Origin of the sequence: Nocardioides immobilis, assembly GCF_003515065.1 — a bacterium.
GTDB classification, from domain to species: domain Bacteria; phylum Actinomycetota; class Actinomycetes; order Propionibacteriales; family Nocardioidaceae; genus Nocardioides; species Nocardioides immobilis.
In genome coordinates, this window is record NZ_QXGH01000042.1 from 1 (window position 1) to 12,460 (window position 12,460).

General features: G+C 65.9%; 5 protein-coding genes and 1 pseudogene. 4 read left to right on the forward strand and 2 right to left on the reverse strand.

Features of this window, described 5'->3' with window-relative positions:
* The first annotated feature begins 97 nt into the window (after positions 1-97).
* Entirely contained in the window at positions 98-712 is a 615-nt protein-coding gene (gene istB / locus D0Z08_RS28390) for an IS21-like element helper ATPase IstB (RefSeq protein ID WP_281271789.1), read from the forward strand.
* Between the two features lie 255 nt (positions 713-967).
* Positions 968-1,743, forward strand: a pseudogene (locus D0Z08_RS33230) (transposase); the annotation flags it as partial.
* A 262-nt stretch (positions 1,744-2,005) separates the two neighbouring features.
* On the opposite strand, the gene D0Z08_RS28400 reads toward D0Z08_RS33230, so the two are convergent.
* The gene (locus D0Z08_RS28400) at positions 2,006-3,988 is read right to left on the reverse strand and encodes an alpha/beta hydrolase-fold protein (protein ID WP_182481545.1); all 1,983 of its coding nucleotides are present in this window, start codon (positions 3,986-3,988) and stop codon (positions 2,006-2,008) included.
* Positions 3,989-4,834: 846 nt separating this feature from the next.
* On the reverse strand, positions 4,835-6,979 hold the full coding sequence (locus D0Z08_RS28405) for a glycoside hydrolase family 30 protein (RefSeq protein ID WP_182481546.1): 2,145 nt from the start codon (positions 6,977-6,979) through the stop codon (positions 4,835-4,837).
* A 1,867-nt stretch (positions 6,980-8,846) separates the two neighbouring features.
* Here D0Z08_RS28405 and D0Z08_RS28410 point away from each other — a divergent pair.
* Positions 8,847-11,666: an FAD-binding and (Fe-S)-binding domain-containing protein gene (locus tag D0Z08_RS28410; RefSeq protein WP_118928702.1), complete on the forward strand. Its 2,820-nt coding sequence runs from the start codon at positions 8,847-8,849 to the stop codon at positions 11,664-11,666.
* Positions 11,663-12,343, forward strand: a complete 681-nt coding sequence (locus tag D0Z08_RS28415) for an SDR family NAD(P)-dependent oxidoreductase (protein WP_118928665.1) — start codon at positions 11,663-11,665, stop codon at positions 12,341-12,343. Before D0Z08_RS28410 ends, D0Z08_RS28415 begins: the two co-directional genes overlap by 4 nt.
* Positions 12,344-12,460 lie beyond the last annotated feature (117 nt).

Below are 12,460 nucleotides of genomic sequence, written 5' to 3' on the forward strand. Positions count from 1 at the left end.
CGGTCTCGACGACCAGCCGCACCGCGCCCTGCTTGAAGTCCTCGTCGTACTTCCGATAGTTCCTCGTCGTCATCGCCAACTCATCTCCTCAAAGGCGATGTCTCCACGCTACGAGGGGAAGCCCAGGTTCGGCGCCGTGAAGACGCTGGAGGACTTCGACTTCGACGCCCAACCAGCAGCACGTCAGCAAGTCGGGGCGCTGGCATCGGGAGGGTTTCTCACCGAGGCCCGCAACGTCGTCCTCCTCGGCCCACCCGGCACCGGGAAGACCCACCTGGCCACCGCCCTGGGCGTCGCGGCCGCCAACCACGGACACCGCGTGCTGTTCGCGACCGCGACCGACTGGGTCACCCGGCTCGCCGACGCCCACCGCGCCGGCCGACTACCCCAAGAGCTCGCCCGGTTGCGCCGCTACGGGCTGATCATCGTCGACGAGGTCGGCTACCTGCCCTTCGAGCAAGACGCCGCGAACCTGTTCTTCCAACTCGTCTCATCCCGCTACGAACACGCCTCTTTGATCCTGACCTCGAACCTGCCATTCAGCGGATGGGGAGGAGTGTTCGGCGACCAAGCCGTCGCCGCCGCGATGATCGACCGGATCGTCCACCACGCCGACGTCCTCACCTTGAAAGGCGCCAGCTACCGACTCCGCGGACGCGGCATCGACAGCCTTCCCAGCATCCGCACCACCACCGACCAGGCGGAGTCCTAGACTCCCCGAAACCGATCACTTTTCAAGCGCCGGTATCGACCAGCTTTCGAGCGCCGTCCACAGGAACCATCGGCGGTGGCCGCGGTAGCGACTGGTATGGCCATTAGAAGTGCTGCTGCGAGCGCCGCAGGACGCGGCGTGCGGTGGCGGCCGCGGACAGTGCCCCGCCGCCGCAGACCGCGTCTGCCTGCGGCGCGATGACCACTGTACCCAGCTGGACTGGCCTGGGACCGCCTGCTCGGCCGCTCGCCGTCGCCGGACTGGCTGCTCGGGGGTAGGAAGAATGCCGAGCGGGCACTGACGTCGGTGGTGGCGACCTGCTACCTGCTCGGGTCTCAACTCGGCGGATGGACAAGCTCGTGCAGACCCTCGGGACACCGGCCTGTCCAAGAGCCAGGTATATCGGTGATGGCACGTGACCTCGACGAGCAGGTCGATCAGTTCCGTACTCGCCGGTTGAAAGATGCTGGGCCGTTCAAGCGCTGAAGCGCTGGTGGCGAAGGTCCGCGAACGCGGCCGCGTGGCGCCGGTGCACGTGCTGGGTAGCGACCGGCGTCGACGCAGACGGGAACCGCGAGATCCTCGGCGTGCAGGGTCACGCTCGTCACCTCCGATGCGCACGCCGCACCCGTGTCGGCGATTGGCGCGACCATGCCCGGCGCGGCCTGGCAGCGCTGGCGCACCAGTACGCCGCGCACCTGATGTCCGCTACATCCAAGAGCTCGTGGGAAGGTGTGAAGGCGCTATTGCACTCGATCTACGACCAGCCGGACGCTCAGGCCGTGCACGCCCATTTCGACAGGTCGTCGACGCCCTGGCCGAGAAGCTCCCGTAGTCGAACACCTCGAGGAAGCGTTCCCACGGATTTGGAGCCAGATCTGGGTCGAATGGCCCCATATCCGAGCGGCTCAACCGCGAGATCCGTTCGGCGAACCGACGTCGTCGGGATCTTCCTCAATCGCGCGAGCATCATCCGGCTCGTCCGCGCAGTCTTGGCCAAACGACACGGCGAGGGGGCCGAGGATCGCCGCTAACTCGGACTCGACGTCCTCGCCCGAGCCCAGGCGGTCGACACCGCCGTAGTCCTCGAGGAGGTGACTGAGCCGAAACTCCAGGCCTCGCAGCCGGACCGGCATGCCCAACCCGAGGATCAACCTCGTGCACCACCCAGCGGACTTGACTCTCTCTCAGAACTGTGAGCAAGGCGGGTGTCCGTCAAGCATCGCTCGGCAGGTGTTGTCGCTGCGGGCATGCCGGTAGCGACCTCCGGCGAAGCAGTGACCGACGGGCCGGTCAGTGGCCACGTACGAGCGGGCGTCGGAGCGGGCAACCCGGGAAGTGAATGAGGACCGGGCCGTCACTCTCCACGAGGACCTTGGCCCGGCACGTCAGGCGCGCATCCAGCAGGTTCACCGCAATCGATTCCAGGCCTCGGGTTCGGACTACTACGAGGTCGCGAGCTGGTTCAGCTCGGGAGGTCGACCAGGTTAAGTCCTCGCGGGTGTACGGGTACGCCGGCAGCACGGAGATCAGATCGCTCGATGCGGGCTGGAGCACACCCGTGGTGACCGACGGCCCGACCGGCGTAGTCGCCCTCCCTCCGGCCGCGAAAGTCACGGCGTCGACGAATCCCTCGCCCGAGCTCGACATGTCGCGTAGTCGAGCGTCAGTGAGCCAGTAGGCGGTGTCAGCTTCGAGGCCCCACCGCCGGTCGGCGGCGCGGTCCCTCACGACGTACGTGACCCGATCTGGGGAATGCGGCGACCGCGCGCGATGGAGGAAGTCAGCGAGGGGGCGTCTGTCAGCGCTCAGCGTCTGATGATCCGCAGGGAACGTCCAGAACGACGTGCGGTAACCGAGTCGAACGAGCTCTTCATGCACGCTGCGTTCGTTGCTGTAGCCGCAGAGCTCATCAGCCGCGCCGACCCACGACATGGTCGGCACGTTGCGCATCGACGGCATGAGCCGTCGGACGACAGTGTGAACCCCGCTGGCTGGTTCAGTCGGCTCGCCGGGCCACAACACGTCCGCGCTGGTGCAGGGCACGAGGACACCGAGTGCCGAGAAGAGGCTAGGGAAGGTGGCAGCGAGCTTGTAGGCGCCGTAACCACCCATCGAGGTTCCGGCGATGGCGATGCGGTCCCTCGCGACTGGATACCTCCGCAAGACGTCGGCAAGGACCTCCCAGACGTCGACCTGCGCTAGGCCGTCGTACCAGTACGTGGGACCACGGCCTCCTGGTGTCACAACGAGGTAGCCCTCCCGCGCCATGGCGCGCACATGGTCGGTGCCAGCGCGGACGTTGTGGCTCTGATTCGCGTTGTGCAGGTCGAGGATCAACCCGTACAGACCGTCAGAACCAGGACGTGCCGGCACGTGCAAGCTGTAAGGCTGCAAACGCCCGGAGTAGTCGCACGGTCCGCGCGAGCCCCCGCAGCCAACGCCAGACGCTGCATGTGGACCGCCCCGGCCCTGCTTCTCTTCGAAATGGCTCACCACGATGCGATTGAGGTCTCCGGTGAGGTGGGGGATCCCCGGCCCTCCGGTCCTTGATGCCCTGAGCCTCCCCATGTCGACCAGCGCGTAGAAGTCACTCAGGTCGCCTTGACTGAGAGCCATGGCCTGAGCTCGTTCGCGCCAGGGGTTGGAGGGCTCGACGGGTTCAGCATTTCGGAACGCGACGTTGACCAGCTCGGAACCACCGCTGGCTGATCCACCCGGCGTGCTTTCCCCTGCCGTCGCACTACGAGCGACGTACGTTTCCGAGTCCGGGTCCCACAGTCCCGAAGCGGCAGCGATACGGAAGGTCCCCTCAGGTGGGTTGAAGACGCTTCGGGGAACGCGGAACTCGATCTGTCGCCTTCGATGGTCGACGGTGACCTGCTTGACCTTGCCGCTGCTCGAGTCAGCGACGTCCTGCCTCACCACTTCGGCCCGTCGCCCGTGAACCGTGACGAACACCTTTGCAGGGGACTGTGCTCCTGCCCCGTGCGGCCATGCGACGGGGCGCCCGGAACTGCCCAGCGCCACCGTGGTGGCAACGAGCCCGGGAGCGATCATGGAGTTGTAGGTGAGCCGGATCAGCAGTCCGTTCCGGTCCGGCTTGAGCCGGAACTCCAACAGATCTGCCGCGTTGCCGGCGTAGCGAGGGTCCGTGGGGTACTCGTACGTGCCGGTCGGGCGAGGCACACCCGGCACCTGAGGTGTCTCGCCCGCTCCGCGATCGTCGTAGATGAAGTCCTGGTAGACGAACTCGCCGGCCCTGTAGACGCTCACGCCCGACACCAGGGGCGGCCGAGCCCTCCACTTGCCTGAGTTCGTCAGCTGCGGAGCCGCTGCGGGCGCACGTCGGAACGCGCGGGGTCCGGCGAGCGAGGCGGGCCATGCCCGAGCGCTACGAAGTACTTCTCTCGTCCCGGGTGCCCCTGCGGCTTCCGCTCCGCGTCCAGCTGCTGCGACCGCCGACGGCGTGCTGACAAGGACGGAGATCTGCGTCGGTCCCACCATCAGGGCGATCAGCGCTACCGACAGTACAGCGGCGCGCACGCGCCCACTACGCATCATTTCGAGGTCCTTCCGCATCCTAAGAGCTGCCCGAGTCAGCCGCGCCGGTCCGTGAACAGGAAGGTGCCTCGCCTGAACTGGAGAACCATGAAACCGTTGTCCTCGCACGAGGCGCAGATCCGATACGACTGGCTCACCCAGGATGGGGCTTCGCCTTGGAACCGTCCGACGCGGCTGGGTTGCAGCGATAACCGCACGCACCTGACCGGAGACACGGTCTGCAACCGGCACGCGCCCTTGTATCCGCCCTTCAGGCAGGTGACCTCTCCCGCAACTGGCCTCGAGAGCCGACTCGGCCCGTCGCCGCAATCCGCTCGCTGCTGGCGCGCCGGCCACCGAAACTGCCGCGGCCACCCCGGTCGCGCAGGCGACATTCACCGCGAGTAGAACACGGAGGCGACCGCCACGCACATCGACGGGTCGGGATGGCTTCGGCATGGTGCGCGCCCTTTCGACGGGGTCAATATGCGATGCGTGCCCCGGCTCTCTCGACGCCGTGGTGCGCATCTTGTGTCGCGAGCTCGACGCGGGCCACGCTCGGCGGCCCGCATCGACCCGTCAGTTGACCACCGCGGCTTCGTCGATCGCGATGTTGCGGAACTGTCCTCGGTTCCATCGCGACACCGCCAGGGCCGCCTGACCAGCCGTGTGGACCGGGTCAGCCACGGCGATCAGCAGCTTGTCATCAAGGCTGATCGTGATCGTCGGCCCAAGCAACCGCATCTGCATCTTGTGCCACGACTTACCGACAAGGGAGGGATCCGTGCCGGTTGCCAGCGGCGTGTCGACGATGATCGGGACGAAGCTGTTGTTCGCGCCCGTGGGGTCGAAGGTCTCCGTCGCGGTCTGTCGGTACAGCAACCACTCCCCCTGCGCATCGATGCGGAAATGGTAGCCCTCGAGACCAGAAGCGAAGCCCGGGAAGAACGCCACCTGCGGCGCGGACGCGCGCCCGACGATCTCGACGTACCCCGACTCCGGAATATAGGCGTCGCTGGTGACGGTGTAGTTCGACCAGTGCGGGTCGCCTATCAGGGTCGCCGGCGCCGGCGTCAGCTGCCACCTTACGGGCTCCTGCGTCACCTTCTGCTCGAGGCAACGCCCAGGCTGTCCGGCACAGGGGGCAACCTCGAACGAACCGCCGAAGTCGGACAGGTACCGCGGGATCCGACCAGCCTCGTAGCGCGAGAAGTCGTCGGCATACGGGAAGGGGAAGGCTCGCTGAGGGGGCATCTGACCGGTCTCACCCTTCTTCTGGCCGCGCGAGGTGGTCAGGCTATAGACGAACCCTGGCTGAGCGTCGAAGACGAATGCTCGAAGCCGCGGTCTGATCGTTGCCACGCGGCGGAACGAGTCGCCGTTGGACGTGGAGTCGAGGTTCGTCGCCCACACGTGGACCGGATCAGCGGACATCCCACGCTCGAGCTGGAAGCGCAATCGCTGCGCTTCGCTGGCGTCGCTCGTCTCCACGATGGAGCTCCACCGCTGCGGCGTCTTCGATCGTGCACCAGAGCGGAGGGTCACGACGCTTCCGCCGGCCGGCAGCCGCTTGCTGCCGGTGTTGACGTAGCGCCATCCCGGTCGAGCGAACTGGGTGGTGTGAGCGATCGACCACATGGTCTTCCCAAGGCGGAAGGTCCCCGACCACGGGGTGTCGGCGAGGATCGGGCCTGCTCCCTCGAAGGGCAGCCCCGGGTAGGAGGACCAGATAAGGTTCCAGATGATCGTTCCGGTCATGGCACCGTCGATGTAGACGCGGTTCAGTTGACCTGCCATGCGTCCGGCGCCGGTGTTGTACGAGTCGAAGTTGTCGAAGGTGGTGACGATGGGAAGGCCGGAGACGTTGGCTCGCACTTGGAAGGGCGTCTGCTCACTCGCCCACAATGGCTTGCCCAACCGTTGTGCCCCTGGGGTGCTGGGGCAGGTCTCGCCGTTGGGGAAGCCGCAAGGGTAGTGCACCCCCGCGACGTCGATCGCCCGATAGAGGTCGGGGTCAGAAGCCATTTCCTCAGCGAATCGCCAGTTGTTGACGCCGTCATCGCCGACGATCCCCACGTCCTTGTAGCCGCGCCGATCGAGTGCCGCGCGGAGATCTTTGAACCACTCAACGTCGTAACTCTTCTCGTTCCACCCGCCGAGGTAGTCGATCTTCAGGCCGTGCTTCCGGGCGCAGTCCACCCAGCTGATGTAGTACCGGATGTTCTGCTTGGTCCACACGGTGCCGGTGCCAGCCCCGACCCAGCCGGGGGCGCCCCATTCAAGTCCGAGGAGCTTGATCGACGGGTTCCGCTTCTTCGCCTCCTTCATGATCCACCACTCATAACCGCGGTAGCAGTTCACCTCATTGGAGGATCGCATGTGGCTCGGCTCAGTACCGCCGGTCGAGTTCGCATCGCCGCCGAGCTCCACCTTGAGCATCTGGAAGGACGCGCCGAAGTTGGGCTTGAAGAGGTAGTCAAGGATCCGCGATCGCTGCGGCTCGGGATAGTCGACGAGAAGTCGAGAAGCCGCTCCTGCGCTGAGGGCGCCGACGCCGTCGAAGCGCCTACCGGCACCTTGCTTGCTCACCACGATGGGCGTGATATCTCCGGCAGCGGCGACGAGCGCGGATTTCGCCTGGACTGCGGGCGCCAGGTTGGGCAGGGCGGCAGATTGGGCGGCAACCGGGGCAGGTGCAAGCGCTAGCGCGGCGCTGGCGAGCACGGCCGCGCACCTCCTGGATCGACTGGTGGCCGCGATTACGCGCGATGTTCTGCGATGCATTGCTCTCCTCAGATCTCAAGGCAACGGCCCGTCACGCCGTGAGGACCACCTCACACGAATAGTCATATAAACTGCGAATTCTGGGGCGGGTTACGGCCTAGTACAGGCACGTTTCAATTTGCTGCGAGGCGGAGCCCAGGTGGCGACCAAGGTTCAGGTTGAGCGCCATCGACTCAATCCCCTGGTCCAGGAGCCACGCGGAGAGATCAGGGCGGCCTGAGGGATCCCGGCCCGCTGATATTGACGTACCTCCGTTGGGTCCATATCAACGCCTTGCTCCCTCTCGTGAGCGGCATTGGATGCCCCTCGCCGAGCTGGAGCGCGCCATCAAGGGTCTCACCCGCACGGTTGCGGGATCGTCGTCGTTCACGAAGCGGGGCTAGTCCCCGACCGGCTCCCCTCCGAACCACGCTGGTGCGTTTGTCGTCGAGTCGCCAGTCCTGGCGCCCTCGCGCGGTCCCGGGGCGGGCGTGCCCCCCGACCGCAGCGTCAAGCAGGTCGCCTGCGGGGGCCGCTGTCGGTTCCAAATGGCGATCCCGGTCATCACCTCCGGGCCAGGCACCGTAGTTGAGCCACACGCCAGCAAAGGGTGCTTGTTTAGGGCGGCTTTCAAGGACCAGCCCCGCGCGGTTTCGCAGCGACGTCAGGCGACCGTGAGCCGGCATGTGCGTGAACAGCTTGACCGCGCTCGGCTCGCGCGGCTGCCGACCCAACAGCCATCCAGGGAAGCCGGGCACCTCACGTCCCCAACGCAGGTGGGTGCCTACTTCCAGACGGCTGTCGGAGCTGTACATGGCCTGGCAGGACCAGTCGATGTCGAACGTGTGGTTTACGTCGGTCGTCAACGACATCAAGGCATGCATGGCCCAGAGGTAGGGGACGGGTTTGTCGCCTAGCGCATGCCGGCTGTAGTCGAACGCGACGTCGGGACCTTGCAGCGTCATCGACCGACGCAACGCGTAGGACGAGTCCGGGGAAACTCCCTCAGCGACGATCCCGCCCCCTCCCGTAGAGACCTGCCAGGGGACCGACCAGAGGACTTTATGGCCTCCACTGTGCGTGTCGCCGACCGCGATCGGTGCGATGCTTGGAATGCACTCGTCCCAACCGGCCCTTGGGTACAGATCCCACGGCTCCCCCGGCTTCGTCGGCAGGGGTGCTTGCCGCGTGGCTTGCGTCAGCCACTCGACCCCAAGCCGGTTGTCACCAAGCTCGATCACGCGTCCTCCGGCCGAATCGACGCGGATCGTCATGCACCCGCGGGCGAGACGTACTCGCGCATCCGGCGGGAGGGTCGCGGTCACTAGATCTCCGCCCGGTCGTCGCACGCCGAACCGGGACCGCAGCGGCCGGAGAATTCTGTAGGTCCGTGAGCACTCGAAGCGTTGGTGCGAATGCGCCCGCGGACTCCCGTGCGTTTATGAGCGGGTGGCATTCGCGACGGACGAGCCCGTAACCCCATGTCGCATCCCTCGCAGTGGCGCTTGACGAACCAGTGGTAGTTGTCCAGTGACCTCCGTCACTTAGGGGATAGCATGAGGTTGCGTCCGATGACATGTCAATACTATTGTCATACTTATGGGCGATCGAGAAGGTTCAGCGGTCGCTAATCTGACCCGACTCACCTCCTCCAGCCGCCGCGGACGACTCCGTTCCGTCACGTGGACAGGCTGCCTCGCTTGGCGGCGCGAGCGCTTGGCCCGGTGCTAGCCCCTGTCCCGACCGATGAAAATCCACTCCCCTAATCGGCACAGCTCCCGCGATCTGAGCGCCCCGATTACCAACGACCAGGATGTACAGGCCCGCGATGCCCCCTCCATTCAAGCCGGCGGATGCTGCCAAAGCTGCAACGACAAATTCGACGGTCCTGGACCACCTGGACCCAGCCACCGGCGAGACCTCGACGCGCGCATCGGACCGGCTTTCATTCGCTCACGACGCGTCCCACTACCTGTTGGTCCCACAAGCCATCGTCACTCCGCGCGACGCTGCACAGGTGGGCGAGTTGCTCCGACGAAGCGCCCTGCTGGGCCGTCCGCTGACGTTCCGGTCCGGCGGCACCAGTCTTTCGGGCCAAGCTGGTACAGAACACGTCCTGGTCGACGTTCGCCGGCACTTCCGCGAGATCGAGGTCCTTGACGGCGGTGAGCGCGTGCGGGTGCAGCCTGGAGCGACAGTACGAGCGGTCAACGCCCGACTCGCACGCTACGGCCGCAAGCTTGGGCCAGATCCTGCCTCGGAGATCGCGTGCACCATTGGAGGCGTCGTCGCCAATAACTCCAGCGGCATGGCGTGCGGCACGGAATTCAACACCTACCGCACATTGGAATCGGCGGTCATCGTCCTTCCGAGCGGCACCGTGATCGACACAGGCGCACCCGACGCTGACCAACGACTGCGGCAGGTCGAACCCGACCTCTATGCCGGGCTAATCCGCCTGCGCGAGCGGGTTCGCGGCGACGCCGAGTCCGTGAGCACGATCAGACGCCTGTTCGCGATCAAGAACACAATGGGTTACGGCGTCAACGCGTTTCTCGACCAATCCCAGCCCCTCGACATCCTGCTCCGCCTCATCATTGGCAGCGAAGGAACGCTGGCGTTCGTGGCCGAGGCGGTGTTCCGGACCGTCCCCCTCCCTGGGCATGTTGCGACGGGTCTGCTCGTGTTTCCCGACCTGGCCGCCGCGACAGGCTCGCTCGTGGAAATGGTCGATACCGGGCTCGCGACCATTGAACTTCTCGACGCGACGAGCTTGCGTGTCGCCCAGGATGATCCCTCGGCCGTCGCATACCTTCGTGACCTCGCAGTGGCCAAGCACGCGGCACTCCTGGTCGAACACCAGGCAGGCTCAAGCGACGAGCTGGCAGAACGCGTCGCGTCTTCCGCCGAACTGTTCAAGCAGCTACCGCTGGCGCTGCCCAGCGAGCTGAGTGCGGACGCGAGCGCTCGCGCTGCTCTGTGGCATATTCGCAAGGGCTTGTACACCGCCGTGGCAGGAGCGCGTCCCTCCGGAACGACAGCGCTGCTCGAAGACGTCGCTGTCCCGGTAGATCGGCTCCTCAACACTTGTGTCGAGCTCACCCGTCTGTTCGACGATCACGGCTATGGCGACAGCGTCATCTTCGGCCACGCCAAGGACGGCAACATCCATTTCCTTCTCAACGAGGACTTCGAACAGCCAGAACTGGTGCAACGCTACTTGCGGTTCACAGAGGACATGGTCGACCTCGTCCTTGGCATGGGCGGCACCTTGAAGGCCGAGCACGGAACCGGCCGGACCATGGCTCCCTATGTTCGCCGCCAGTACGGCGACGAGCTCTACGATGTGATGCTCGCCGTCAAGTCACTGGTAGACCCACACTGCGTCTTGAATCCGGGCGTGCTCCTCGATGAGGACCCGACGGCTCACATCATTCACCTTAAGACCACCCCCACGGTCGAGGAAGAAGTCGACCGCTGCGTCGAGTGCGGTTACTGCGAGCCCATCTGTCCATCAAAGGACCTGACGACGACACCGCGGCGGCGAATCGTCCTACGTCGTGAAATCGCTCGCGCCCGAGCCAACAGAGACAGCGCACTCGTCAAGGCCCTCGAAACCGAGTTCGACTACGACGTCGTGGACACGTGCGCCGTCGATGGGCTCTGCGAGACGAGCTGTCCCGTCCTGATAAACACCGGCGACCTGGTACGGCGCCTGCGCGCGGAAGCCCGCGGCGCCGCGAGCAACCAACTGTGGACAAGCGCCGCCAAACACTGGGACCTGTTCACCAGAGGCGCGAGCCAGGCCCTGACGGTCGCGGACACGCTCCCGGATCGATTTCCCGCAGCTGTCAGCGGAGTCGGACGAGCGGTTCTCGGTGCGGACGTCGTGCCTGCGTGGTCGTCGGACCTCCCGCTAGGAGGCAAGCGCCGCAACGCCCGGGTCGCCCCCCAGGCTTCCGCCGTGTACTTCCCTTCCTGCACCTCGACGATGTTCGCACCCGCTGGCGACGGGACAGGCGTCCAGGATGCATTCCTGGCGCTGTGCGAGCGTGCCGGCGTCGAAGTGGCCGTGCCCAGCAGCATCGCCGGCCTGTGCTGCGGCACGCCTTGGAAGTCGAAGGGCTTGGCGAAGGGCTACCTCCATATGAGCGCCGAAGTGCTCGCCGCCCTGGAGGTGGCGACGAACCACGGCCGCATCCCGGTGGTCGTCGACGCAGCTTCGTGCACCGAAGGGTTGCACGGCCTGGCGGCAGGATCGGACATCTCGATCATCGACGCTGTGGAGTTCACCAGCACGGAGTTGCTGCCACGGCTGCCAGCAGGCAAGCCCATCCCCTCGCTGGTCCTGCACCCCACCTGCTCTTCGACCAGGCTCGGCCTTGGCGACGCCATTTCGCGCGTCGCCGCTGCAGCCGCCGAGACCGTCACCATTCCCGACGACTGGGGGTGCTGTGCCTTCGCGGGCGACCGCGGGCTTCTGCATCCGGAGCTCACGGCTTCCGCGACCGCCCGAGAGGCTGCCGGCGTCGACCCCACGGCACGTTCGCATGCTTCGGTCAACCGCACCTGCGAGCTCGGCATGACCCGAGCTACTGGACACCCGTACCGACACGTTCTAGAGATCCTTGAGGAGACAACACGATGAACCGTGAACGAACCGCACTCGTGACGGGCGGTGCAAGCGGGCTCGGTGCCGCGGCCGCCCAGAGGCTGCGCGCTGATGGTCTCGCCGTGACGACCGTCGACCTGGACGGCGCGGACAGGTCGTGCGACGTGACGGACCACGACGCCTTCACCGCCTTGGCCGATGAGGTCGGCCCGATCGACGTGCTGGTGAACTCCGCTGGGATCGTTGGACCTAACATGCCGTTGCTCGACACCACGAACGAGCAGTGGCGATCCGTCCTCGAGGTCAACGTCCTAGGCACCGTCAACGCCATGCGCGCCTTTGTGCCCCGCATGCGTGAGCGCGGGTGGGGTCGAGTGGTGAACATCGCCAGCATGGCGGGCAAGGACGGCAACCCCGACCTCGCGGCGTACTCGGCATCGAAGGCTGCGGTTATCGCATTGACCAAGTCGGCCGGCAAGGAACTCGCGACGAGTGGCGTCCTGGTCAACGTCATCACGCCGGCGGTCATCGCTACTCGGTTCAACGACTCCACCGCGCCGGAGGTGCTCGCGCACATCACCTCGCTAATCCCGATGAAACGAGTCGGAAGGCCTGAGGAGGTCGCCGAGCTCATCGCATTTCTGTCCTCTGACCGGGTGAGCTTCTCCACCGGTGCTGTCTACGACATCAGTGGAGGTCGCGCCACTTACTGACCATCACGCCGAGCGCAGACGACCCACTCCGCGTAACCGCCGTTGCACCGCCAGGGAAGCGCCACCGCATCCACCACCGTGCGCGCCGGCCCGCAGGCCGGCAAGCAAGAGCCACCC

What these genes read in the sequence shown, in the direction of transcription:
- istB (WP_281271789.1), top strand. Translation starts at nt 98, where the DNA reads ATGTCTCCACGCTACGAGGGGAAGCCCAGGTTCGGCGCCGTGAAGACG.
- D0Z08_RS28410 (WP_118928702.1), top strand. Translation starts at nt 8,847, where the DNA reads ATGCCCCCTCCATTCAAGCCGGCGGATGCTGCCAAAGCTGCAACGACA.
- D0Z08_RS28415 (WP_118928665.1), top strand. Translation starts at nt 11,663, where the DNA reads ATGAACCGTGAACGAACCGCACTCGTGACGGGCGGTGCAAGCGGGCTC.